The 25,998-nt window shown below is 51.1% G+C and carries 24 protein-coding genes; 12 read left to right on the top strand and 12 right to left on the bottom strand.

Annotated features, from left to right (window positions below; genetic code table 11):
• The first annotated feature begins 339 nt into the window (after positions 1–339).
• From H6750_04995 to H6750_04950, 10 genes are all read left to right on the top strand, one after another.
• Entirely contained in the window at positions 340–831 is a 492-nt protein-coding gene (locus H6750_04995) for a Na+/H+ antiporter subunit E (protein MCB9773664.1), read from the top strand.
• Positions 831–1,097 (top strand): pH regulation protein F, encoded by a 267-nt coding sequence (locus H6750_04990; protein MCB9773663.1) that lies wholly within the window; start codon positions 831–833, stop codon positions 1,095–1,097. The genes H6750_04995 and H6750_04990 overlap by 1 nt, the downstream gene beginning before the upstream one ends.
• Entirely contained in the window at positions 1,098–1,397 is a 300-nt protein-coding gene (locus H6750_04985; GenBank protein MCB9773662.1) for a monovalent cation/H(+) antiporter subunit G, read from the top strand.
• On the top strand, positions 1,394–1,927 hold the full coding sequence (locus tag H6750_04980; GenBank protein ID MCB9773661.1) for a DUF4040 domain-containing protein: 534 nt from the start codon (positions 1,394–1,396) through the stop codon (positions 1,925–1,927). Before H6750_04985 ends, H6750_04980 begins: the two co-directional genes overlap by 4 nt.
• Complete coding sequence (locus H6750_04975) at positions 1,924–2,373, top strand: cation:proton antiporter (protein MCB9773660.1); 450 nt, start codon at positions 1,924–1,926, stop codon at positions 2,371–2,373. The genes H6750_04980 and H6750_04975 overlap by 4 nt, the downstream gene beginning before the upstream one ends.
• The gene (locus H6750_04970; GenBank protein ID MCB9773659.1) at positions 2,366–2,743 is read left to right on the top strand and encodes a cation:proton antiporter subunit C; all 378 of its coding nucleotides are present in this window, start codon (positions 2,366–2,368) and stop codon (positions 2,741–2,743) included. The genes H6750_04975 and H6750_04970 overlap by 8 nt, the downstream gene beginning before the upstream one ends.
• Entirely contained in the window at positions 2,740–4,209 is a 1,470-nt protein-coding gene (locus tag H6750_04965; GenBank protein MCB9773658.1) for a hydrogenase 4 subunit B, read from the top strand. Before H6750_04970 ends, H6750_04965 begins: the two co-directional genes overlap by 4 nt.
• A gap of 30 nt (positions 4,210–4,239) precedes the next feature.
• Positions 4,240–6,417 (top strand): NADH-quinone oxidoreductase subunit L, encoded by a 2,178-nt coding sequence (locus H6750_04960; protein ID MCB9773657.1) that lies wholly within the window; start codon positions 4,240–4,242, stop codon positions 6,415–6,417.
• A 135-nt stretch (positions 6,418–6,552) separates the two neighbouring features.
• The gene (locus H6750_04955) at positions 6,553–8,061 is read left to right on the top strand and encodes an NADH-quinone oxidoreductase subunit M (GenBank protein ID MCB9773656.1); all 1,509 of its coding nucleotides are present in this window, start codon (positions 6,553–6,555) and stop codon (positions 8,059–8,061) included.
• Between the two features lie 470 nt (positions 8,062–8,531).
• Entirely contained in the window at positions 8,532–9,611 is a 1,080-nt protein-coding gene (locus H6750_04950) for an OmpA family protein (GenBank protein ID MCB9773655.1), read from the top strand.
• 138 nt (positions 9,612–9,749) lie between these two features.
• Here H6750_04950 and nhaB read toward each other — a convergent pair whose 3' ends face one another.
• The 3 genes from nhaB to H6750_04935 all read right to left on the bottom strand — a co-directional run bounded on the left by nhaB (position 9,750) and on the right by H6750_04935 (position 15,097).
• Positions 9,750–11,342 (bottom strand): sodium/proton antiporter NhaB, encoded by a 1,593-nt coding sequence (gene nhaB / locus H6750_04945; protein MCB9773654.1) that lies wholly within the window; start codon positions 11,340–11,342, stop codon positions 9,750–9,752.
• Between the two features lie 200 nt (positions 11,343–11,542).
• A complete protein-coding gene (locus H6750_04940) occupies positions 11,543–13,252 on the bottom strand; it encodes a SulP family inorganic anion transporter (GenBank protein ID MCB9773653.1) in 1,710 nt (569 codons plus the stop codon).
• Positions 13,253–13,375: 123 nt separating this feature from the next.
• Positions 13,376–15,097: a GAF domain-containing protein gene (locus H6750_04935; protein ID MCB9773652.1), complete on the bottom strand. Its 1,722-nt coding sequence runs from the start codon at positions 15,095–15,097 to the stop codon at positions 13,376–13,378.
• Positions 15,098–15,105: 8 nt separating this feature from the next.
• Between H6750_04935 and H6750_04930 the strand changes: the two genes are divergently transcribed.
• Complete coding sequence (locus tag H6750_04930) at positions 15,106–15,318, top strand: hypothetical protein (GenBank protein ID MCB9773651.1); 213 nt, start codon at positions 15,106–15,108, stop codon at positions 15,316–15,318.
• A gap of 76 nt (positions 15,319–15,394) precedes the next feature.
• A complete protein-coding gene (locus H6750_04925) occupies positions 15,395–15,763 on the top strand; it encodes a hypothetical protein (GenBank protein ID MCB9773650.1) in 369 nt (122 codons plus the stop codon).
• Positions 15,764–15,832: 69 nt separating this feature from the next.
• On the opposite strand, the gene H6750_04920 is transcribed toward H6750_04925, so the two are convergent.
• The 9 genes from H6750_04920 to H6750_04880 form a co-directional block, all read right to left on the bottom strand.
• Positions 15,833–17,212 carry a DUF3391 domain-containing protein gene (locus H6750_04920; protein MCB9773649.1) on the bottom strand — a complete coding sequence of 460 codons (1,380 nt, stop codon included), beginning with the start codon at positions 17,210–17,212 and terminating at the stop codon, positions 15,833–15,835.
• A 511-nt stretch (positions 17,213–17,723) separates the two neighbouring features.
• The gene (locus H6750_04915; protein MCB9773648.1) at positions 17,724–18,827 is read right to left on the bottom strand and encodes a response regulator; all 1,104 of its coding nucleotides are present in this window, start codon (positions 18,825–18,827) and stop codon (positions 17,724–17,726) included.
• A gap of 393 nt (positions 18,828–19,220) precedes the next feature.
• The gene (locus H6750_04910; protein ID MCB9773647.1) at positions 19,221–19,412 is read right to left on the bottom strand and encodes an Hpt domain-containing protein; all 192 of its coding nucleotides are present in this window, start codon (positions 19,410–19,412) and stop codon (positions 19,221–19,223) included.
• 262 nt (positions 19,413–19,674) lie between these two features.
• Positions 19,675–21,024: a tetratricopeptide repeat protein gene (locus tag H6750_04905; GenBank protein ID MCB9773646.1), complete on the bottom strand. Its 1,350-nt coding sequence runs from the start codon at positions 21,022–21,024 to the stop codon at positions 19,675–19,677.
• Between the two features lie 28 nt (positions 21,025–21,052).
• Entirely contained in the window at positions 21,053–21,877 is an 825-nt protein-coding gene (locus H6750_04900; GenBank protein MCB9773645.1) for an AAA family ATPase, read from the bottom strand.
• Between the two features lie 2 nt (positions 21,878–21,879).
• Positions 21,880–23,478 (bottom strand): secretin N-terminal domain-containing protein, encoded by a 1,599-nt coding sequence (locus H6750_04895; protein ID MCB9773644.1) that lies wholly within the window; start codon positions 23,476–23,478, stop codon positions 21,880–21,882.
• A gap of 28 nt (positions 23,479–23,506) precedes the next feature.
• Positions 23,507–24,025 (bottom strand): hypothetical protein, encoded by a 519-nt coding sequence (locus tag H6750_04890; GenBank protein MCB9773643.1) that lies wholly within the window; start codon positions 24,023–24,025, stop codon positions 23,507–23,509.
• Positions 23,992–24,579: a hypothetical protein gene (locus H6750_04885; GenBank protein ID MCB9773642.1), complete on the bottom strand. Its 588-nt coding sequence runs from the start codon at positions 24,577–24,579 to the stop codon at positions 23,992–23,994. The genes H6750_04890 and H6750_04885 overlap by 34 nt, the downstream gene beginning before the upstream one ends.
• Entirely contained in the window at positions 24,576–25,970 is a 1,395-nt protein-coding gene (locus H6750_04880) for a hypothetical protein (GenBank protein MCB9773641.1), read from the bottom strand. Before H6750_04880 ends, H6750_04885 begins: the two co-directional genes overlap by 4 nt.
• Positions 25,971–25,998: the final 28 nt, after the last annotated feature.

The following is a 25,998-nucleotide window of genomic DNA, read 5'->3' as shown; positions in this document are numbered from 1 at the left end:
TCTCAAACGTGGGGTATTATTCCTTGTGATTCGAAGTTGTGGATGGAAGAGGGTGCCTGGTATAAGGTCGAAGGCTTGCAGATCGTTCAAAAGGATGAGGCCTTTTTTTTTATTTGGCGCAGGCTGAGTCGAGAGAATGGGAGCATCCGGTTTGCCTAAATATCATTCATCATGGCAGTAGGGTTCCCGGCATTTGGTTAGTTCCGATTGGCTGGAGACAGTACAAGCCAACCAGGTTTTTTGAACACCTCATTCGAAAAACATTTGGTTGGCTTTTTTTATACTTTATCGGGTCCGTTAAGTCGAGCCGTTCAGGGTTTGATCTGAAGATAATATAAGATGGAATCTTCTTTCCCCAAACAGTTTATTGCGAACACCTTGGCCTTATTTTGCGGCTGGCTTGTGTTATCAGGGAAGTACGACAATTTGCACCTCGTGCTCGGATTCACGGCCTCTTGTGGAGTCGCATGGTTAAACACCGGATTCCCTCATTCTCCCTTTCAGCAATTCCCATGGGGCCGTATGCTGTTGTACAGCCCCTGGCTCTTTTTACGGATTGTGGAGAGTAGTCTGCATTTGACGAAACTCATTCTAAATCCTTCGTTACCTATTAAGCCCAGACTTATCACCTATCGGTCTCAATTAAAACATCGGGGCGCGATCGTTGTGCTCGGGAATTCTGTGACCCTAACGCCGGGCACTATTACCGTTGAAATTAACGGCAATACTTTCCTCGTGCATGCCATAGATGAGGCAGCAGGGAATGATCTCACCACCGGCCGGATGGAGCGCAAACTTGCCTGGGTCTTTCAGGAAGATACGAATGTGTGATGATTGAATTTTTTCTGTTTTTGCTAATTACGTTGTCATTTCTGATCCTCGTGTATTTATACCGGGTGATCCAGGGTCCCACGGTGTTTGATCGGGTACTTGGATTGGCGGGAATATCGACCAAAGCCATCATTCTGGGCGTCGTCATGGGAACAGTCTATGACCGTGTGGAGATGTTTGTGGACATCTCCACGGGGTATGCGCTTCTGAATCTGGTGGGAGCGTTTGCCATTGCCAAATTTCTTGAGCAACGAGGGGCACCCTAAATGGTTGTTATAGCCATCGGGTTAATTCTGGTGGGAGTCTTTTTCCTGGTGGTGGCTGCAATTGGCACACTACGCCTCCCTGATGTGTTTTCGCGATCCCATGCGGTCTCCCTGACCGATTCCCTAGGCGCGATTTGTGTTCTCTCGGGCCTTGCGTTGTACCAGGGTTTCGGGATCAATATGCTGAAGATTCTGGTCGTCCTGGTTTTGCTCATCCTGTTAAATCCGGTCATTGCTCATGCCACGATTCGAGCGGCCTATCGGTCTGGCCTCAAACCTCAGACGGAGGAAGACCAATGATGTATTCGGTGAATATTGCCTTGCTGTTACTTCTGGTCCTGACGGCAGCCAGTGCCACATTTTTGGTGAAAGAATTGATGAGTTCAGTGTTTATCCTCGGGTCGTATAGTTTCTTTCTTTCCCTGGTTTGGGCTTGGTTGGGCGCGGTGGATGTGGCCTTTGTAGAAGCCGTCATTGGCGCCGGGTTGGGTACCGTGTTGTTCCTGGTCACGTTGTTTGATACCGCTCCCAAGGATAGCCGCCTTCGTCGCCCCCCTCCTCCTCTAGCGGGAGTTCTCGGACTGCCCTTGCTGGGCCTGCTGTTGTTATTGGCGGCGAATGATCTTCCTCCGTTTGGCGACCCAACTTCTCAGCCCAACGTGCACATTTCTCCAGTGTACCTACAGAATAGCTATGCGGACACGCTTACGCCGAATGTGGTCACCTCGGTGCTGATGGACTATCGGGCATTTGATACGTTGATAGAAACCGTGGTGATATTTACGGCTGGGATTGCCTGTGCCTTGTTATTACGGGAGCCAGGTTCATGAAACAGATCCACGATAGCATCATTGTTCAGGCCATGAGTCGCTTGCTCATTCCTCTGGCCCAGTTGTTTGCGTTGTACGTCTTGTTCTTCGGCCAGTACGGTCCCGGTGGAGGATTTGTGGCCGGCGTTATTTGGACAACCAGTATGATCCTGACTTTTTTGGTATTCGGGCTGAAGTCACCACAGGGACGTTTGGTGGAAAAAGTCCTGCATGGCGATGGGATCGGATTGATTATTTTTGTGGGAGTCGGTGGCTTATGCCTCATTGGAGGTGGGGAATTTCTGAACTATGCCAATTTGGAGATTCCGGGTTTGGATGCTCCTGCCCGTCGGTATACGGGGATTTTGCTGGCCCAGATCGGCGTGGCCGTGGATGTTGCGGTGACCGGGATTTCTATCGTTCTCAGTTTGGCCTATCACGATACCGAGCAGGAATATGATGTTTGAGATGATCGGGGGGTGGCTGCAGCGCCCCAACTATATTGCCTTTGTCCTGCTGTTTCTGTGGGGCATCTATATTATGGTGACCAGGTACAATCTGGTGAAAAAACTTATCGGGATGTATCTCATGCAAACGAGTGTGATCTTTTTCCTCGTCACCACAAGTGCCAAGCAAGGCGCCACGGTGCCCATTTTGCTCTCCACAACCGAGATCATTCAACCGGAAGTCTATGCGAATCCTCTCCCTCATGTGCTGACATTGACGGCGATTGTGGTGGGTGTTGCCACCCTGGGAGTATCGTTGGCGCTGGCCGATGCCATTTATAAAAAATACGGCAGCCTGGACGAAGAAGAAATTCTCAAAAGGCTGGAATGACGCGACACCTTCCCGCAATTCTTTTCCTCTTACCTCTCGGTTTGGCGATTTGTTTACCATTAATCGGGATCAAGCATCGGGAGTGGTGCCGGCCATTATCAATTGGTTTGCAGGCTGCGATGGTCCCGGTTTCCTTTGCTAATCTTGTAGGAGTTCTTCAAAACGGGACCATTCAGTATGACTTTGGGGGATGGGCTGCTCCGGTCGGAATTGAGTGGGTGGCGGACGGCTTGGCCAGCGTCATGACCGTGGCGTTGAGTCTCGTTGGATTGGTGTGTATCACCTTCCTCAGTTCAGTTTTGTTTCCTTACCTTGGTAGCCGGATTGTCCCGTTTTATACCCTGGTCTTATTATTGATAGCCAGTCTGACCGGCATGGTGTTTGCCGGGGATTTGTTCAATCTTTTCGTTTTCTTAGAAGTATCTGCCCTGTGTGCCTATGCCTTGGTCGGGTTGGCGGGTGGGAAGGCGCTTGTCGCCGGATTCCGCTACTTAATCTTAGGCACCTTCGGAGCCTCCTTATATCTCCTGGGAGTGGGATATTTGTATGCCGAGACGGGTACGCTCAACATGGCGGATCTGGCTCAGCGGGTGCCCTCTTTGGTGGCCTCCAAGGCCTTTGCGGTTGGTGTGTTATTCATGTTCATTGGGCTGGGCATCAAGATGGCCTTGGTACCGCTCCACGGGTGGTTGCCGGATGCGTATACCTATGCGCCAGATAGAGTGTCACCGATGCTGGCCTCTTTAGTGACGAAGGTCGCGCTGTATGGATGGATTCGTATTATGTTTTGGGTCCTAGGAGCGCAGGCGGTAGTCTACCAGATCCGCCTTTTGGTGTTAGTGGGGATTCTTGGGGCTCTTGCAGCACTGGTTGGCGCATTCCTGGCTCTGTCCCAAGTAGAAATCAAACGCATGTTTGCATATGGAGGACTTTCGCATATCGGATTGATTCTGGTGGGGATTAGTCTCGGAAATCAAACCGGTTTTGTCGGAGGCGTGTTTTACCTCTTGAATGATGCCGTGATGCAAGCGGGATTGTTTTTTTGGGCGGGGGCGATTATTCATCTGTATGGGGTTCGCACTGTTGAGGATCTTGGGCGTCTGCAGGGAGGAGCGGGGTGGATGTCGGTGGCTCTGGTCGTCATAGCCCTGTCGATGATCGGGATTCCTCCAACCGGGGGATTTTTTGGAAAATGGTATATCATTCTTGGCGCGGTGGAAGCGCAAAATTACCTTGCCATTGTCGCGGTGCTGATTGCGACTCTGTTAACTCTGGCCTACTTCGTGAAATTATTTGAACGGGTATTTCGGGACCGGTCAGCCCAGCAACCTCCTCTTATGCGGGAAATTCCATTGGCGGTGAAAATTGGTCTGGGCGCCACGTCAGTGGCGGTCATTGTGTTGGGACTCATGAGCGATCACATTGTCAGCTTTCTCATCAAGAACGCGGTTCCACCAGGGCTTTAGCAGGATTGGGCATAGGGTGACCTCCTGATTATGACATTCCTTATCCTTATTCCCCTTCTTCCTCTGATGGCCGTTCTGATTCTCGTGCTGGGGAAACCCTGGCTTGGAGAGCAAGGCCATAAGATCGGCATTCCTGCGATGGCTCTCTCCTTCGCGTTTTCCGCCATCGCGTTTGCTCGAGTCACATCAGACGGGGCTTTTGCTATTCCACTCTACCGACTGTTCACATCGGGAGACCTGGTTGTAGATTTGGGTCTCTATGTCGACCAGCTTACGGTGTTGCTTCTGCTCTTGGTGACCGGTGTGAGCGGCGTGGTGCATGTATATGCGTCACGGTATATGATCGGCGATCCCCGGTATAACCGTTTCTTTGCGGTTATCGGGCTGTTTACGTTTTCGATGATCATGCTGGTTATGAGCAATAATCTGCTCATGCTGTTTGTGTTCTGGGAGATCATGGGGATCTGTTCTTATTTGTTAATTTCTCATTGGGGGGAGCGGCAATCATCTGCTCAGGCTGCGACTAAGGCCTTTCTCGTGAATTCGGTCGCGGATGTGGGCTTAGGTTTTGGGGTCATTCTGACCTATTCTACTTTTGGAACACTGGACATTCAGACGATTTTAAGGGAGGCCCCATCCATACAGGAAAACAGCATCAACCTGTTCGGCTGGCTCGGGCTGGACGTACCCATTCATATCCTTACGCTCATTACGCTTTTTCTTTTCCTGGGAGCCATGGGGAAGTCCGCACAAGTGCCGTTCCATGTCTGGCTTCCCTTTGCCATGGAAGCGCCCACACCTGTTTCTGCGTTGATTCATGCCGCGACCATGGTGAATGCCGGACCCTTCTTGCTGGTTCGCATGAGTCCTCTCATGATTCTTTCGCCCGAAGCCATGACGGTCATTGCATTGGTCGGAGGTGTGACCGCACTTTTTGCAACCCTTGTCTCCCTGACTCAGGTGGATATTAAACGCATGCTGGCGTTTTCCACCATTGGTCAAATTGGCTTCATGGTCATGACCTGTGGAGTCGGAGCCTTTGTGATCTCTATTTTTCATATGCTGGCCCATGGATGTTTGAAAGGATTTTTATTTTTGTCGACTGGAAATGCCCTTCGTTCCGTTGGGGCCCATCAACATGTGTCTTTGTCGCATGCTCCTCATGGGTCATCAATGCCTTCTATGGTGCCCTTAGTGTTCGGGGCTTTACTGTTGGCCTGTCTTCCCCCGTTCCTCATTTTTTTCGGGCCGTATGAGCAATTGTGGATGATTCAACCGGGATCCTCCGCCCAATGGACATTTTGGATTTTGGGATTTCTGACCGTATTTTTCTCTGCCATGTATATCATGCGGGGTGTCCTGGGCTTGTTTGGTCAATCGCATTCGATAAGTCCTGGAAGTGGAATAGGGGGGGAGGTCATCCAGCCTCGATTCTTTTCCCCTATCCACCTTCTGGGCATTTTGGTTGTCATGGGAATGTTTGGAAGCCTGTTGCTGGTCTTGTGGAGTTGGTTTGCGGAATTTCTGTCCCCTGTCGTGGGACATCGGATGGCTCAGATCCCAAGGGAAGCTTCAAGTGAGTCACGCTTGCAACTGATTTTTGCTTTTGCTGTGGCTGTAGGCGGTATGGCGATTGGGTACTTTTCCTTGACAAAATTTTCGGATTCCTGGTTTCAACAATCGGAAATGAGTAAACGATGGTATGTCCACTTTCTGAATAAATTGTATTTTGACGAAATATATGAGGCGTATGTTGTGGTGCCCACTCTCCGGGTGGCCCGATGGCTCTGGCGGGTTGTCGATCGCAATGTGTTTGATGCCCTGATCCTGGGAATCGCCAATGTGTCGGTGTTGGCGGCGAAGTGGATGTGGCGGGTGGTTGACCTTCGGGGGATTGACGGGCTGGTCGTAGGTTTGGGGCGGAATAGCGTAGGAATAGCCGGTTGGCTCTGGCGGGTGGTGGACCTTCGCGGTGTCGATCGGGTCGTCGTGGGTATCGGCCAACGCAGCATTGGTATCGCCAACTGGCTATGGAAAAGAATCGAGATCAAGGTTCTCGACAAGAATGTGGTTCGTGCCGGGAATCAAGCCGCGAGCACAGGGAATATGATGCAGGAACTAGAACCCCGCACGTTACAGCATCACTTACTGGTCATGATTTTCTGGCTGATTGTGGGGATCGGGTTGTTGTTTTGGTTTGTCGTGTGATTCCGTAGATAGCTTGTCAGTGATTCAACGGGCACGAGCACGGCACGGCAATTCAAACTCGCGGTGCGTGAAAAACGAGATGGCGTCTTTCGTGTCCTGGATGTGCCATGACCGGCATGTCATGAAGGGGAGGCTATGAACACAATCTTCACTGAACATCTTTTGAGTATCATGATTGCGATGCCGTTTGTGGGCATTGCGATCATCGCCTGTATTCAGGATCAGGAATGGATTCGGCGCGTGGCTCTGGGGTGTACGCTGGGTGACGCTGTTCTTAGTCTCGTGCTGCTGAGAGAATTTGATTTTTCTATTCAAGGCATGCAATTCGTGGAGCGGATGGCATGGATGCCGACCTTTAATATTCAATATGCTGTCGGAGTGGATGGGATTAGTCTACTCCTGGTTATACTCACAACTCTGCTCTGTCCCTTTTGCGTCCTGTGTTCCTGGAAGTCAATTACCACTCGTGTGCGCTCCTTTATGGCCATGATTCTGTTGGTCGAAGGGGCCATGATTGTAGTGTTTACCGCTCTGGACCTGTTTTTGTTTTTCATGTTGTGGGAAGTCACGATGATTCCTATGTATTTTATGATCATTTTGTGGGGTGGCCCCCAACGCATAGCGGCCGGCATCAAATTCGTTCTGTACAGTTTGTCAGGTAGCCTGATCTTACTCCTGGCGATCCTTGGGTTGTACGTGGAAGGGGGACGGACATTTGATATGTTAGCGTTGGCAGAGAACACCTATTCCCCCGACGCGCAGTTTTGGATATTTCTGGCGTTTTTCCTAGCCTTTGCCATTAAATTACCCATGCTGCCGTTTCACACATGGCTACCGGATGCCCATTCCGAAGCTCCCACCGCCGGAAGTGTCCTGCTGGCGGGGGTGCTCCTGAAAATGGGCGGATATGGATTTTTACGATTTTGTCTCCCCATGTTTCCTGAAGCCTCAGTCACCTTTGCCCCGTACATCTTGTGGCTATCTGTGGCAGCCATTGTGTATGGGGGGTATATGGCCCTGGCCCAGTCTGACCTGAAAAAGCTGGTGGCGTATTCGTCCATTTCGCATATGGGATTCGTGACATTGGGAATTTTCGTGTTTAATAACCATGGCATTCAAGGAGCCATCCTGCAGATGGTGAACCATGGAATAACCACAGGAGCCCTCTTTTTGGCTGTCGGTCAATTGTATGATCGGACCCATAGCCGGTCGATTCAGGATTACGGAGGGTTACAGAAATCGATGCCGCGGTTTGTGGCACTTTTTTGTCTGTTTTCAGTGGCATCCTTCGGACTGCCTGGCACGTGCAATTTTATTGGAGAATTTTTGGTCCTGGTCGGAACATCCTTTGAGAGCTATGTCATGGTATTGTTGTCCATGGGGGGCATTGTCCTCGCGGCGGCGTATATGCTCTGGATGCTTCAACGGGTAGTGTTGGGACAACCAAAAAACTCGACCATTGCACAACTACCGGATCTGAATATGCGAGAGCTGGTTACGGTGATTCCTCTTGCGGTTTTAATCTTGGGAATCGGCTTGTACCCGTCACCACTTATGGAGATGATGGATTCGAGCGTCACGTACCTGGCTCAGCATATGGCACAGTACCAGGTGGGGATGATCCACGAGGTGGCCCTTCGATGAAGGGCGAATCCGGCAATCGGGACCCAGACGATAGTTTCCGATGAATCATGGCTTGGGCATTTCTCGGCTGGTGAGCACGAGAGATAACGATCAAACTTCTCCCATTCCCAATACCATTCCGCGCCAACATTTTCTCTCTTTATCTTTCCGCATTGATCCCCGGTGAATTGCAACAGTGTCGCCTGTGATCATTGGGAAGTATTGACAGGTCATTCTGACCTCTTGGAACACCTTCCTCCTTGTTCCTATAGGTTTTCTCAAGTGTCCTGTCCAGAATGCCGAGAATAATCTTCTCTGCTCTCTCTGGGGATGAAAGAACCCTCCGGTTACTAAGGTTCACCATGGCACCCAGAAGAGAAGATTGAAGCCATTTTGGCCGAAAGGCACCAACCAGTCTTGAATCCCCAGGTAATATTGATGGTAGAGAGCCTGAGGTGAGGAGAGGCGGTCAACGCGAAGGAGCAGGCACTATGAAACTGGGGAACACTTTACTTTCGGCAGTGGCATGTACGATTGTGGTCGGTTGTGTGAGTCAACAATCACATGAACGTGCTCTCCAAGAATACGAAAAAAACCAAGAGTCTACGATAGCGGAACTTGAACGTTTACAGCAGGCGGTCGAAGCGAAGCAAGCTGAAGTCCTGCAGCTTCAAGAAACAAACATTGCCCTTGAGCATACCGTTGACGTGCAAGATCAAATGAAGGAAGAACAATTAGCCGCGGTCCAACAAGAAGTTGAAGCGCTGTATACGCAAATCCGGAAACTGGTCAACTCGGAAGGAACCGTGTCGCTGTCCGATCCTCTTTTTGGAGGAGAGCCGGTGGATTTTCATGATTTGACAGCTGCACTCACAAAGGTCAGGTCCGGATTAGACGGGCAAATCAGCCAGATGTCCCACCTTCGTGAACAGAATGGTCATTTGGAAAAAGAGCTTTCGGCGCTGGAGACCAGGCTCAAAGAGGTGGAGCGTTTGAAGCATGAGTTGGAATTGGTCAAAAAAGCTCGGGAGGCTCAGGAAGCCCAACTGGAAAAGGTCAAATATGAAGTGCTCACGGTCGGAGAGGAGATTGATCGAATTACCAAGGCGCTTGAGGACAAGTTTGGCAACAGTCTCGTGGTGACCCAACACCAGGACCGGTTAGTCCTGACCATGCTGGGACAAGTCCTGTTTGAATCCGGTGAAGCAGAATTGACTCCTCTGGGTCTGAAGATCATGAAGCAGGTGGGCCAGGTGTTAGCGACCGTGCCGGGGAAAAATATTCAAGTGGAAGGCCACACGGACAACCACCGCATATATGGACAACTACAAAAACAGTATCCCACCAATTGGGAACTTTCAACCGCACGTGCCACGACAGTATTACGGTATCTGATTGAGCAAACCGGAATGGATCCAAAACAATTTTCAGCGACGGGTTATGCTGACATGCGGCCGGTGATGACAAATGAGACCGAGGAGGGAAGAGCCCAAAATCGTCGTGTGGAAATTGTCCTTTATCCGGAACGAGTCATTCAGGGCAATGAAACCGTTGTGACACTTTCCCCGTAATAAGAGGCAAGGGCCACAACAAACAATCCGGCTTCAGAAGGGTGCGTTTCTTTTTCGCTCTTGCATCGGGCCATGGGGCAACCGTGCTGCAGAGAAGCCGTATATTTTCCTCCTCCCAGTTTCTGACTTCTCCAATCATTAATGCGCCAGCGGTTCTGTGGGAGTGCCCGGGCTACTTACGCTATGGTGTTGGATGAGTCCGGTCTCGTATAAATATGCTGTCGCCGGATCCAACAAAAAATACACGGAAAACAGGCCGATGCTTGCCATGGTCAACGTATAGGGAAGTGCCATCCATACCATTTTCCCATAGGATAGGCGAATAACCGGAGCCAGTGAAGAGGTTAACAAAAATAAAAATGCGGCTTGTCCGTTGGGAGTTGCCACACTGGGGATATTTGTGCCGGTATTAATGGCAACGGCCAAAAGGTCAAATTGGTCGCGGGTAATGGTGCCCGCCTGGAAGGCACGGAGCACTTCCTGAATGTAAACCGTCGCAACAAAGACATTGTCGCTGATAGCCGAAAGAACACCATTGGCCAGATAAAACATCCCGATTTGATGAGATCCTTGCAAACTTAATCCATACCCGATGATGCCGGAAAACAGATTCTGATCCTGGATGACCGCCACAATAGCGAAAAAGACGACGAGGAGAGCCGTGAAAGGAAGCGCTTCCTTAAACGCCTCCCCCAATTGATGCTCTTCGATGATCCCGTTAAAGGCGGTAATAAATACGATCACCGTGAGCCCGATGATGCCCACCTCCGCCAGGTGAAAGGCTAAGGCAACAATCAGCCAAATGCCGGCAATCGCTTGAATAATAAGCTTGGCTGTGTCCCCTGAATCCCGCCGTTTCTGTTGCTCTGTTTCGAATTCCAACAAAATGAGGCGAACGGGATTCGGGAGTTGAAAGCCATAATCAAACCAGCGCATTTTTTCAACGATCATACAGGTGAACAATCCCGTGGCTAAGACCGGAAGCGTCACAGGGGCCATACGCAATAAGAACTCCATAAATTCCCAGCCTGCCTTGTCTGCGATCAATAAATTTTGGGGTTCCCCCACGAGAGTACAGACTCCACCCAATGCTGTGCCCACCGCTCCATGCATTAATAAATTTCGAAGGAAGCCTCGGAAGTTGTCCAAATTTTCGCGGTGAAGCGAGCCGATCTCATGATCACTTGTCGAATCATGAGAGGTTTGAGACGATTTGCCAGAGGCCACCCGGTGGTAAATGTTATAAAAACCCAAGGCGACGGCAATGATGACCGCCGTGACCGTCAACGCATCGAGAAATGCCGACAGAAAGGCACCCATGATGGAAAACAAGAGACCCAACAAGATTTTTGAACGGACGCCCAATAAAATTTTCGTAAACAGAAACAGAAGCAAATCTTTCATGAAGTAGATCCCGGCCACCATGAAAATCAATAACAGGATCACTTGGAAATTATTGAGCGCTTCATGATAGACCGTAGCGGGTGTCGTCATTCCCAATAGGACGGCTTCAAGTGCGAGTAAGCCACCGGGTTGTAGCGGATAACTTTTGAGAGCCAGGGCCAGCGTAAAAATAAATTCCAGGATGAGGAGCCAGCCGGTGTAAAACGACCCGATGCTCATCAACAAGATGGGATTGAGGATTAAGAACCCCAGAATGGTCAGCTTGTACCAGGTTGGAGTATGGTTCAGGAAATTCTGTATGAGCGCTTGAGGGACTGTTGTCTTCATTTCAGTTGGATAACCTTTCGGACCGGTGGTCCCAGATAAAGTCTGACTGTTTAAACCAATATCACCAGGGTCAATACACTGATTGGTGATCTCTCTCGCATCCAGGCCTTTAAAGGGGTGGGGGCAGGGCGGAGTTCATCAGCTTACACTATGAATGCTTTTTTAGAAACAGAGAAGCCTACTTTCTCAAAAAACATGCCTCATGAAGGTTCTGGGCGTGCAGAGTGAACTTCTGTGGGTGCGACATCGTACGGATGGGTGGATCCGCCTCTATGGGCGGCGTGGCGTAAGGCATCCAACCGAAGAGGGTATCGATGCTCAGGTGGGACCTGATCGAGCACCCCGAGTCCTTTGAGAACTCGAGCGACTCCAGGACGCATACCCACGAAAAAGACATCCTGTTGATGAGTTTTCACCATCACCAGCATGTCTTCGATGGCTAACGCAGCGGTTCCGTCGATGGAAGGTACCGATGTGAGATCGAGGACCACGCTGGAAAAAGTATTGAAACTTTTCACCGATTCTAACCGACGCACCATGTCTTTAGCTGATCCGAAGCTCATCGGCCCATTCACATGAATCATGATAATGCGCTCACGGTTTCGGTCCAGGATGCGTTGTTCCTCTTTCGACAGGGGTGTTTCTTTCGAGTCACCCGTGATGACGCTGAGATTTTCAAGTTCCAGATCGGCCATTCGCTTCACGAACATCACGCTGGCCAGTACTACGCCAATGCCCACGGCCGTGATGAGGTCGACCAACACCGTGACCAACAAGACTACGATCATCACCAGGACCTCGGTACGTGGAGCTTGTACCATATGTTTTAGAAAGCGCCAATCGATAATATCGAATCCGACCTTAATAAGCAGACCGGCGAGGACTGCAAGTGGAATCTTTTCGGCCAGTGGGCCTAAGCCAAGCAGGGTGCCTAGAAGGACGACCGCCATAAACATGCCAGAGAGAGGTGTGCGGCCTCCCGTTCGAATGTTGGCCACGGATCGCATGGTGGCCCCGGCTCCGGGAAGGCCTCCGAAAAAACCCGAAGCCATATTGCCAATGCCCTGGCCGATCAATTCCCGGTTGGAGTCATGTTGGGTCCGTGTCATGTTGTCACACACGAGAGAAGTCAGCAGGCTATCAATCGTTCCCAATAAGGCCAGGACGAGGGCTTCTTCAACCATCATGACGAGGGTGTGCGTATGCATGGTTGGCCAAATCGGCGTGGGAAATCCTGTCGGAATGTCTCCGATAACCGGAAGGGTTGGAAAGAACATTTCAGCGACTATTGTGCCAACGATGAGAGCCAACAATACCGGGGGAAGGCGTTTGCCGATAGAGGGAGGAGTGAAATATACAATGGCCAGTGTGAGCGAACCCACTAACATGGCAGGGAGAGAAAACGATGCAAGGTATTCAGGCATCGCCATGAGGTTGGCCACGACTTTGGACTTCGCTTCCAAGCCGAGAAAGGGGGCAACTTGAAGAATGAGAATAATTCCTCCGATGCCGCTCATGAATCCCGAAATGACCGGATAGGGGACCAAGGTGATATACCGACCAAACCCCATCAGTCCAAATAAGACTTGGAAGACCCCGCCCAGGATGACAGCGGTAAATGCCAATGCCGGTTCATCGGCAAAGTTCAAGATGATGCCGGCCATCACCACGGTCATCGGACCGGTCGGTCCTGAGGCCTGTGCAGGAGTCCCGCCGAAGAGGGCTGCGAAAAATCCCACAAAAATAGCTCCATACAGCCCGGCAATGGCCCCGAGTCCAGATGTCACTCCGAAGGCCAAGGCTAACGGTAAGGCCACGACCGCGGCCACTAATCCACCATACAGGTCTCCCCGTATGTTATTGAAATGAAGGCCATGAACCCATGAAAGCACTGGAATGGTAGCAGCCATATTTTAGGAGGGAGGCGGTAGATTCGTATGATAGGTTACCAATGCTGCAAGGAAAAGATACCCCACGTGCATGTCGTTGGTTACCAATCAATCAGCCCGAAGATTAATTTACGAGACCATCGGTTATTCATTGAGGTTTTGCTTGGCGGTCCGCTGGATGAATTGGCCAATTTGAAGACCAATGGAGGCAAACATGGCCAACAGTTCTTTGTCGGGTTTTTGAATATCCCTGTGGAAAAATTCAATGACACCAACAATTTCGGTCCCCGATTTTACAGGGAAGGCGAATCCGGAATGGAGGCCTTCTCGTGCGGCAGCAGCCGCGCGCGGAAAATTCGGGTCGGAAACCACATCAGTGATCCATGACGGTTTACCGCTTTTCCAAACCCGACCGGGTAATCCCACTCCCCGTGCAAACGTGATCGATTGGGATTCCTGCCGAAAGGCATCCAGGTTTAAGTGAGGGGAATGCCAGACATTGAGGCAACGCAAGACCTGGTGCGAGGGATCTAGTGTCCAAATAGCTCCGAGATCCCATCCTAAATTGTCACCAATGGCTTCCAGGATAAGGGAAGCCGCCTGAGTCATTCCAGCAGATTCCGCGAGCACATTAGTTAAGCTGTGATGCGTGGCCAGTCGACGTTCCTTATGCTCCCGTTCGATATACTGGCCAATTTGAAAACCGATATTCGAAAGCCGTTGAAGCAACATATCATCCGCTTCCTCAGGGTACGGGGAGAAAAATTCGAGTACCGCTCTCGTATTCTCAGCCAGGCAAATGGGAATTGCGAATCCGGCATGAAGCCCAACTTCCAAAGCCGTCTGGCTTCTAGGATCTTTGGGGTAGTCGGCAAGGTCCTTGATCCAAAGAGGATTTCGAGTGGCCCACACCTGCCCGGCCAGTCCTTCAGCAGGCGTGAGCGCCCAACCGGAGTGTGCTGAGGACATGGCTTGAGCTTGAGGAGAGTCCGATGGCCAAATGAGGGAGGCTCCCAGGGCCTGTCGTTGATAGTCCATTCGCCAGAGGATACCCACCTTCCATTCCAGCGTGTGGCAAATGGCTTTGAGAATTTGAGGATATGTCTCTGAAATACTAGACGCGGTGGTCAGGATGTCCGCGATGACATCGTGCAAGGCCAGGCGTCGCTCCGCACGCTTCCGATCAGTAATGTCAATGCCAAACCCAATGAGTCCCGGTTGGTCGCCTTCCAATTTGCATAGACAATTTAAAAACCACCAGGGCTTCCCCTGCAGAATTCCATTGCTCTCGTAAAACACCGAATTGGCAAGAATGCCTTCCTTGACCTGATTTTTTATCTGATCGGGTGGTTCCAAGGGAATACGGCCAATGGCGGTCAATTCCTTTAATCCGAAACGGGCCAGCCCGCGACCGAAGGAATCATGCATGACTCCTTCCTGATCGATTCGAAATGCCACGGCGGGCATATTTGATAATATCCCGGTCAGCATCGAACTCTGATCACGAGTCGCCTCGTCAGACTCTCTCACCTGCATGGCCAACAGGGCGGTCGACCAAATCGCAAATAAGGCAATCGATCGATTGGTCATGCCAATCCAGGGCTCTGCCCCCGAAGGCGAAAAATAAAACCCGATGATTGTTAATAGGGTACAGAGTCCTGCCAGACGCAACGGATCATTTTTATCCGGAGACCGGAGGGCAATCAGCACGCTAGCGACATAGGGGACCGCTTCGGCCACTCCCATTGGGAGAAAGAGGTCCACGACAAAAACCACTGTGGCCACAAGGAGGGCTAGAGCTAAGATTTGCCCTCGATTTTTTTGAGGGGGTACAACCGAGTTTTGAAGGGACAGCGGACTTGGCATGGGGTCATATGGGGGTACATGAAACTGGGGAATATGACACAAATATTTCCCCAGGATTTAGTCACAATCTTCGGGTACCACGATACGAAATGCATGCCGGTGAGTGCAAGTGGAATCAGCCAAAATTGATGGCCTGTGCCGTCAGTCGGGAGCGCAGACTTTTGGACGAAGACAGGCTGTGGGCCGAAGAGAGCCTGCACGGGGACGGGCAAGGGCTGTAAGTGCCTCCGAGGGCTCGACGGAATTTTTCCTCTTATGCGAAGATGACAGGCGGAGGTATGATAAACCCTTACGCGTATGAGTTCCACATCTCCTCACGTCCATATCTTTCACGTTGCTGGCCTGGATGACCGCGACCGTGGGTTTAATCGCCAAATCCATGTCATTCCCCATAAAGAAGGATTCCAGGCCAGGCTCCGCTATGAATCGCTTCAGATCGATGTCGATCCCGTTCCTACGGAAGACCAGGTCCTGCAAGGTCTCATTCATATGTTGCATGAGAGGGGCTATCGGCAATTACGAACCCAACGCATCTTTATTGGTGAGCAGTATCTTGGGAATCAGGAGTTGTGGGTCGAGTATCCTGATCCCGAGGCTCCTCTTGAAACGAGGAAAACGTGGATGGCCTGGATCCGTCAGATCGTTGGGCAGTCCTTTCGCTCATAGGTCTCCACGAAGAACATGACATAAGGTGAGTTTGTGAGGATGGTCTAGCGAAGCGTTCCTGTGAATGGACTATGTGGATACGGCCAGAGTGCGCAGACCGCCGACGCCGGATTCTGTGGAAGAGGCGGAGGGAAAGTAGCTGATGATTCGACGAGGGTTGAGGCATTCCCTGATTTTGGCAGAAAGGTCAACGGGTCGAATGGCACTGACAATGGAGAGCGACTCATCCTCTTCAGACAGGTTCAGAATAATCGGTTCATCCGAAGAGCTGTGTTCGTCATAAACGAGGATGACCGGCCTCAGCCGGTTCGCGAGATTCACGCTGGTGACGATTCCAATCTTCTGATTACTCAAGTTGACCAGTGATCCTGGAGGATAGACACCCAGCTGACTGATTAATGAGACGACCGCTTCATGCCAGAGTGTATGCCGGCATTTGACGTATAAATAAGAAAGGGCCTCTGATGGAATGAGAGATTTGTCTGGATCCGGGTGATGGCACAATTCATCGTACTCATCCACCACCATGACTATTTTGGCGAACTTGCTGATTTGATCGTCTTTTTTCCCGGTTGGGAATCCTGACCCGTTGAGGCGTTCATGGTGCTGGCGAATGACGTCAATCGCTTCATAAGGGAAATTAGGCAATTTCTCAGCCAACTCCACTCCGTATTTCGGATGCGTACTTAAAAAGTTTTTCCGTTCGGAAGCAGACATTGATCCTTTTCGTAATAAATGTTCTGCCGGAAACTTGAGTTCCCCGATGTCATGAAACAGAGCTCCGAGAGCCAGTTTTTCAGCTTCTTCCCGCGATAATCCTAAATCCTGTCCGACCATGAGAGATAATGAACAGACATTGAGTGCATGCAGAAAAAATTCCTCATTTGATTCGTTGGAGCCGATGAGGTTCAGCAGTGCTCTCGAGTTGTCAGCGATATCGAGAATCTCATAAAGCTCGCTGACAATTTTCTGGGCCGTCCGGAGGCCTCGAGGCCGACCGGTGATCACGTCCTGCATGACTAGTTTGGCCTCTTGAACCACTTCCTGGAATTGACCACCAACTGCTTGCAAATGTTCCTGGTAGACATGGAAGGCTTGATGTTGGGCGACTTTTCGTTGAATTGGATCTTCCTGAGTGGCTTCCTCCTCTGAGGAATCCTCTGGGGTGATGGGCTCAGATTCGTTCGAAGGTTCTTTGTCCGGTTCTCCCGTGTTTTGAATCCCCTTCCGGTCAGGCGCCTTGGTGTGATCGGAATGAATCCCTTCTGGTTCTGAACGGTCTGGATCGAAGTACAACTTGACTTTGGTCAGTCCACGAAGCGTTTCGAGGTCTTTCACCGATTCGATTTTGAATGAATTGGTTGGGAACGGATGACTGAACCAGGATCCCTCAATCTTGATGTACAATCCCAGTCGCAGAGCCGTTGGATGAAGTGGAACGAAGGGCATGTTAACTCTCGATTTCAGTTATGAGGCATGATCGGGTTTTACTGACAATGGTGTCCCATGGTTATGAGTGCTCATAGGGCAAAGAATATGCAGATTATCTGCTCCGTTGTGGGCTGTTTTTCTATCACAGTGTTGCCCACTGATTTTGTCGGAAGGGAGGAATGTAAAATTAAGGGGAAGTCCGGGAAAAAAATCACAAAGAAATGAGAATGGAGTGCCAGGAGCCATGAGGAACGTTGGGGCAGGCCGTTGATCCCGCGTTATCCCGAGGAGTTATGACATCCGCATACCCATTAGACTCGTGGGGAAGTCGCCTGGAGCCAAAGGATTTTCGAAAGAGGATCAGATCCTTTTGAGCATCCTGTTTTATTCGGATCCGGAATGAATGAAACATTCTCTGAACGTCAAATGCCGGGGAGAAAATCACGCGTACCAATCTAAAAGGAGCAAGTGGGCGAATGAGAGGGGGAGGAACCGGGTCTACGAAGCGCAATTGGTGGGAGAGAGTTGCCTAGGCCTGGTACTTGGTTTCCAGGAGGTCGAATTTGGGAATCTCTATATCCGTGTGGGTTTGCTGGATGTCGGTCATTACAGGCAGAAGTTCATGAAACAAGTCTATCAGAGCGGGATCGAACTGTTTCCCTGACAGGGAGTGCATTTCCATGAGAGTTTTATCCAGGGGCCAGGGGTCTTTATAGCACCGTCTGGATGAGAGCGCATCAAAGACATCGGCGATGGCGCAAATTCGGCCGACTAACGGAATATCCATTCCGGCCAGGCGATTGGGATAGCCTGAGCCATCCCATTTTTCGTGGTGAGTAAGGGCGATCAGTTCTCCCATTTGTAGGACGGGAGAGTGGCTGTTGGAGAGAAGTTGGGCGCCCATGACCGTATGCTGTTTCATGATTTCAAATTCTTCGGGATCTAATTTTCCGGGTTTCAAGAGGATCCGGTCCGGAATCCCTAATTTCCCGACGTCATGCATAGGGGTGGCGTGAAAGAGCACATCGCACTCTTCATCCGTCATGCCGGCGGCGCGTCCTAAGACCACCGCAAAGTGAGCCATACGGATGATATGTGCCCCGGTTTCATTGTCGCGATGTTCGGCTGCTCGGGCAAGGCGGTGGACAACGTCGAGTTGGGTTTCTCTGAGCTCCTTTGTCCGGATCCGGACGGTTTCCTCCAGGGAAGCTTTTTGCTGTGACACGGTCTTGTTCAGTAGGCTGGCTTCCAATAAATTGCGGATTCGCATTAAGACTTCCACCTTGTCGAATGGTTTATGCAGGAAGTCTTTGCCGCCCGATTCCAATGCGCGGAGGCGGGTCTCTCGGTCGTCTTCGGAGGTAAGTACCAAAATCGGGAGAAACGCGTGTTGGTGAATGATTTTGAGTTGTCCCATCACTTGAAAGCCGTTGAGTTCAGGCATGCGGATATCAAGGCAAATCAGATCTGGATCCAGCTCTTTAAACAGAGGCAATACCTGAGTGGGATCTTGGGTGGAATGGATTTGGTTGTACCCGGCGTTTTGTAAAATGCTCTCCAGGAGCATGATATTGGTCATTTGATCATCAACGATCAATATGCAGGCGTTTTGACATTGCTGCTGGGAAATCATTGCAGTCCTTCTGACATCAAAGGATCAACGTATTCATCGAGCATGAGGTCGGGTTGACGGCTGCCAACCATAAGATTGGGTCGTCGTTGCATCCATTCCTGTGCGATTCTTCCCGCCTGGGGAGGGTGTTTTATCATTGTGTATGTCGGTCAAAACAGCTGGAACTTGAAGCAACGTGTTCTTTGATTTGGCAAGAAGCCGGGCGCAGGGATGAATGGTTTGGAGAAAAGCCTTGCGGTAACAGTCGTGAGGAGCGCCAAGGCAGGGATTTTACTCTACCAACGCGTTCTCCTATTTCGCTTTGTTAACCACATTCTCGAGTTCGGTCCGGGTTTGTTTAAAGGCGTCTTGAAGTTGGGTTTTCCAATCAGCCGGAACGGGTCCCTCTCGGGCCTAGCCGATGGCCGCGATTCTGACCGCCAATTGTGCGAATGGTTCGGTGCCCATGTTGCGGGATATTGCCTTGAGACCGTGGGCGGCCTTATGAACTTGGGTCAGGTTGTGGGTGTCTATCGCCTGCTCGATTTGAGTGAGGCATTGAAGGCCATCCTCGACAATTTCTGAATATAAACGCCCGGCCTCCAATTTCTTCGAGTTCCCTTAAGTAACTGTTGAATATTGTAAACATTGGAAGAACATCGTGATGAGGTAGTCGCCTCGTTTCACATGGAATTCGACTGATGATGGTTCGAAACGAGTATAGGCGCAGAGTGCCCATTCAGGGGACCCGGTTCCGACACCCGCTCTCAATCATGAAGACCCTGTCCGATGGCGGTCATTATCGTTCTCCCCAAAGGCGTTGAGGGGTGTCTGTTGTTGTGGAGACCTGCGTCCTGGGCATGGACGTTTAGCGGGCAAACAGTTTTTTTCTGGTAGCAAAGAACTCCGGCTGGCCTTCTGTTAATTGTAAAAATCTACCGAAATATTGATTCGCTAGCCGATTATTTCCCATTCGCTCATAGGCATAGCCCATATTCAAATGGATATGGGGTAAATCCGGTTGCAACGCCTCGGCTTGCCGAAGTTCATGCACGGCAAGTTGGAAGCTTCCTTGCTGCTGGGCCACCAAAGCGCGTTGGATCCACAATTGCGGAACTTTGTCGTTACGTGCGAGGCCGCTCAAAAAATACTGATCAGCCTGCTCAAGCTGGCCTGCCCCCAAATATGCCGTTCCCATCCAAAACCATGGTTCCCAAGTGACGGGAGGATCATGGAAGAGGGGGGAAAGCATGGCCTGCGCCTCTTTGTATTCACCGTTTTGGATAAGTTCTCTGGCGTGATGGAGCCAATTGGGTGGGGATTGCTGAGGTGGACCGATGTTTTGGGAGGTCACCTGACCCCCCTCGTTTTGCAGCGTCAGGGCTGCCGTGTTGGCAGGGACAGAAGGCTCTTCAATCCTAAGACCTCTGGAGGTTGTGAGTTCAGCCAGATTGCTTTTTTCTTCTTCTACATCGGCTTCTAACGGGATGAGAGTGCCTGTCTCATTGGCGGAGGCGACTTTTACAAAATCCGAACCAGGCTGTACTGTTTGGGCAAGGACTGCGACTGGAGGACTGGTTCCGATTTTCTTCGGATCAGGGCTCGGATGGATCGGTGCGACGTCTGTTGTTGTGGGTGACGTTGCCATGGATCTGCCCAGCGTTTTCTGTTGAGGGTGGTCGGGTGCAGGGGTTATTAATGGTGTTGCCGGTATGGGGGAGGCGGGAATTTCTCCTGCGGGTTGTGTGGGGGGGGCAGGTTCGACCTTCAATGGAGAGGATGGCTCCATTGATGCCCCTACGTGGGGTGGGGGCGGTTCCTCATTGGATTCCCGGGCAGCAGATACTGGAAGGTTTTCAACGGGATCTCCACTTGGTATCTGCGTGTTTTCAAAAGAAACCGAATCAGCAGGTGGAGTCTTTGCATGTGGAGGGGGGCCTAAAAGAGCCACACGCTGGCTGGACAAAGAAGAGGCTTGCGTTGGCATTCCGAAGTCCAGATGTAAGCCGATCCAGTAGGCACCTATGCCTAGACTGCTCAATCCGATTGCCATGCTGATCCCGATCAACCAAAACTTTAAAGGAGAAGGCCTGCGGTGCCAGCCCGGTTCTCTTCTTACTTTAGCCGGAAGGACGAGGGGTGCCTGCTGGGTCGTCTCAGTCCCTTCACTTTTGGTCTGCGTCTGAAGTCGCTGGAGGGTATCTGCGATGATGCTCATGGTCTGTTCGTTTTCCGTGATCCTCTCACTACGGAAGAAATTCTTTGGTTGCTCGCCAGATCATCATGGGAGTCACCGTATGTCGGCCTTGAGCATAAGCGGCTAACAGAGCCCGGTCGCACAGTTGATTGATGCGGCGCGGGACTCCTCGACTCCAAGCATAAATGAGCCAGAGGACTCCTGCACTAACATGAAAACGGTGTCTGGCATCGGCGATATGCAGTCGATGTTGGATATACGCCCGCGTCTCCTGCCAGGTAAATGATTTAAGGCGATAACGAACACTAATGCGTTGTCGCAATGGTCGAAAGGCCCGAGTCGCCAACTTTTGCTCCAACTCCGGTTGTCCAACCAGCAGGAGACACATCAACTTATCCTTTTCGGTATCCAGATTGGACAGAAGCCGAAGTCCTTCCAGGACTTTTCCACTGAGCCGGTGGGCTTCGTCCACCAATACGACGACCCGTTCTCCTTCCAAGGCCAGACGGAGCAACAGCTTAGGCAGTTCCCGTTGTAAGGCCCCGAGGGACTGATCCTCAGGCAGTGTTCCGGTCAAATCTTCATAAATGGATACAAGTAAATCAGAATAGGACTGATCCGGGTTCATGAGGTAAGCGAACCGGACCCCGGTCGGCGGATGGCGAAGCAGGTGCCGGCACAACAGGGTTTTGCCAAGACCCACTTCTCCTGTCAGCATGGTGAGCCCACCACTGGCAATGCCAAATCGGAGATGGTTCAATGCTTCCAAATGATGGCTGCCGGGAAAAAAGAAATCGGTATCCGGCGTCAGGCGAAATGGGGGTTCAGAAAACCCCAACTCTTGATAACAGAGGCTAAGATCGAGTGTCGTCATGTTCAAGACTGCACAATCTTTGGAGTTAAAAAGATGACCAATTCACTTTTGGTTTTGACGGTGTACGTCCCCTTAAACAGGCGGCCGAGATAAGGAATATCTCCCAGTATCGGAACCTTGCGTTCAGTTTCCGACGATTCTTCTTGAATGAGACCACCAATGATCACCATTTCTCCATTTTTGAGACGAACCAGCCCGGAGGATTGTTTGACATCTAAAACCGGAGCAGTAGAGGTTTCGTTAGGGGAGGTGGCAATGTCACGAAGCCGGGAGATAATCGGAGTGATATCCATCATGATCCATCCATCTTCGGAAATTTGAGGTGTGACGGAAAGGACCAATCCCACCGTCACCGATCGAGCTTGCTCGGTCACAATATTGCCGGTGCCTGAGGTCCCTTGGGCAATGGTTTGGGTGAAAAATGGCTGATCCGTGGCGACCTTAATTAATGCTGGTTGATTATTGAGGGTGACGACCCGGGGCTGGGACACCACGCGCAGGTCACCTTGTTCCTGGAGAGCTTTGAGGACGCCGTCGAAGCTTCCGTCAGCAAAGGAAATCGTGGTGGTTGCCGCCTTAAAGGCAAACCCTCCAAAGGGGACGAAGGGTGGGGCAATAATGTTCGCGATGGCGATATTTCCAGAAGACCCCAAAAAATTGATTTTGGACCAATCAATGCCCAAACTGTAATTGTCGTTAAGATTGACTTCGTAAATTCTGACCTCAATTTCGACTTGCCGATAAAGAGCTTGATGCACCTTCTTAAGGAAGTATTCGATTTCATCAACACGCTTGTACCAGTCAGTAATTTGAATCGTTCCGGAAAGACGATTAAGGACCAGACGTCCATCCTTCGACATCAAGGTTTGAATCTGCTTTTCGAGTTCCTCCCAGAATTTGATTTCATCCTGCTGGTTGACAGTAATTTGTCCCGCATCCTGGGTTCCTCCTGAACCGGAGCCGGATGATCCGGAATTGAGTTGGGCGCGATTCTGTCCGGCTCCTCCCCGGACGAGCCGGATGTAATCGATATTCATGGTTTTGGATTTGAATTGCCTCACCTGGATCAGGTTCTGGTGGTGTTCCCAGTAATAACCATGGGCCTCCAAAATGGCCGACATCGCCTGTTCCAGAGGCAGATGATGAAAATCCACCGTAACGGCGCCGGTGATGTCCGGTCCGGCCACAATATTTAAATGGTTACTTCGTGCAAACAATGCCAAGGCATCTATGATCGGCAGATCTTGTGCACGAAATGAATATAAGGGTCCCAAGGAAGGGGCAGGCGGCGGTGTCGGAGGCTTGGGGAGATCGCTGGTGAGCAACATGCGATCCTCCAGGGAAAATGTTGCCTGAGGGTTGTTCACGGATGGCGCCGCCAAATCTGAGCTTAGGGAAAGTCTCTGTGCAGTCTGAGTGGTGTTGGCATCTGAGAATGCCCGATCTGCATCTGGATTAGCGACGGTGCATCCCCATAGGCTGAACATGCCCAAAAGAGCTAGGCTTTGAAAAAATCGCGCCCCACATCTGATCAATGCCTCGTTAGACGGTCGACTGGAGATCACGGAGGTCTGAGGAATCACGGTGGTATTGTGGCGCATGTCGTCTTTCATAGAGTGATGAGGGTCGTTATGACGTGGCTTCCTTAGAAAATGTTAACCATTGGGTCTTGCCCTGATGTTTGAGCCACACGCCTTTGGGCTGAATGGACAGGACCTGATGCCCGTGAATTATTTCTCCTTCATACACGACGGTCCGGTTGATCACCGCACTCCGTTGCTCAGCTTCGATGGCAATGGCTTTAAGGGTCAACGCATTCTTCGTCTGCGGGAGTTCCCCTGTATGGTCGACTCGCAACGAAGGTAAATCCGAATGAGAGTGAGATGCGGCCGCGATGGGGGCAAAAGGATCCCGACTGGATTGTTCGATCCATTGGCCAGCCTCATCGTCATGGGGTCGCCCTGTAGGAGTCGGGGGAGGGAGTGTCGGAGCAGAAAGCAGGCGATTCAGTCCCACCGAGATGATGCCGGGTGCATCGGATGCCGTATCCACGATATTGGTATAAATCGCGAAGCCTGCCAGAAGGCACAGACCCATCGCGACAAAGGGATTTTTTAAAGCTCGACGGAATCGTTGGTTTTCATCCATACCGACAATCCAATGGTGAAATGAGTGGCTTGTTGACCATCACCCAGAACCGTCACTTTCTGAATATCGACTCTTGGTCCTGATCGGGTGAGGGCTTTTAGGAACTGAAGATAGGAACCATACGCATGGGGGTTTCCCTGCGAGGTGACCTGAATTTCCAGCGGGACCAATGTTACTCCCTGGATGGGAGAGGTGGCGCGGTCTGTGCTCAGAATCCGGTACTGGATGAGGAGACTCCACCGTTTCCCGTCGGTCTGAAGCGTTTGTGCCCATTGCGCCAAATGGGTGAAGTTGTGGAGTAGGCGTTGCTCAGCCAGCTGGAAATGAGTGTCAAGCGCATCCGGACGAGCCTGAAGGTATTGAGAGCGAAGCTCCGACACCTGTTGTTCCAAGCCGATGGCATCTTGAGTCAACGACTGGCGCTTCTGGATGGTGAAAAGTTTATCCAGACTCACCCAGCCGACAATGGATAAGGTTCCAATCAGGAGGCCCAGGAGTACCGTGCTTTTAATCTGTTGGGGATTGGGCCACTCAAAGCGGCGAAACCACTTCATGACATGGTTCCCTTCAGGGTGAAACGATAGAGCGGGCGTTCATTGGTCGGGGTGTCGGTTTGGGTCAAGAGTTGATCTCGCCAATCCTCATGCAGGGATACATGATATGGACCATCCGCCAGCTGTTGCACGAACTGATCCAACACAAGCAATGTGGCGGCAAGATTGGTAGAAGTGCTGCCCTCCAGCTCCACGTTCCATCCGTCCTGGGTTCGCTCCACAAAGGCTTTGAGCAAGATGACCTGGGTGGGGATGATGGATCCCATATAGCTGAGAAACGGGCCTTCTAATTCCGGCGTGGTGGTTTCGCTGACGGATTGAGTCCATTGCCGTTTTGTGTCTAACGACATGAGCCGACTTTCCCATTGTGCGTGATCCTGCTGAAGGGCGGTGACTTGTTCGGTCATGGTTTGCATCGCCGTGCGATGTCTGGCCAAGTAACCTTCGATGACGCTGGTTGTTGCGACTCCAAAAATGATAAAAATCGCAAGCATGGCGACGAAAGCCTTGGTGAGAGTATTTCGTAGCGGGGCCTGAAGAACCTGCGTGGGCGTGAAGTTACTGTGCAGATTGACCGGAAGCATCGCACCGACCCACAGCCAGTAATTCCAGTCCGGCTTGATGGGGTATGGTACAAGGGGAGTGTTCACGTGTGGCTGTATTTCACTCGCCGTTAATCGTTCTTCATCGTCCCAAAGCCAGATGCAGGGAAACTTAAAATTTGTTTGTTGTGTGAGAAACATGATCGTCCGATTAGCCTCGGTTCCGACCCGCTCTCCAAGGGGAACCCAGTCTTGAGCGGGGAACAGGTGTCGAGTCCAGATCGGGGTTCCATCATCATTCCCTGCGACAATCATGATTTTCCCTTCGAGCATGGTTAGCAGGATCGAACCTTTTCCCGGTTCGACGGGCAACGTGCTGAGTTGACTCTCAGCCAGAGTCGACAGAGGAGCCAACTGACGAAGAGATAAGCCCAACTCATGGCAGATGCGCACGATCTTATCGATATAGTCTTGTGGCCATATATGAAGGTGAATATGTAATTTTCCTCGTGCTTCCAGGCCAATCTGATATCGCCAAGCTGCTGGGCCCTCCCACGGTTTTTCCTGTTGGACCTTTCGTTCAAGAAAGGGAAGGAGGTCGGTGAGGAGCATCGGAGGGATTTGAATGGTCCGCGAGGCAAGTCGCGGATGGTCAACGAGCATGGCGAGGTGCGTGCCGGGAAATTGGGTGTGGTCAATCGCTTCTTCCAATGCTTCGCGAAGTGTGTCTAGGGACACGTGCCGGCCTGGACGTTCCCAACTCCGTCCAATAGTATTTTTCACAATGGATAAGGCTTTCAATCGACCATTTGAAAGGCTGACGCTTAAAATCGTCTGTTTTTTCTTCACCAGGGTCTTCTGGAGGTTCAGCGGGATC

It is taken from the genome of Nitrospiraceae bacterium (assembly GCA_020632595.1).
Lineage (GTDB): Bacteria > Nitrospirota > Nitrospiria > Nitrospirales > UBA8639 > Nitrospira_E.
Note: the sequence above shows the minus strand (reverse complement) of the source record. Positions and strands in the feature narration are given on the sequence as shown.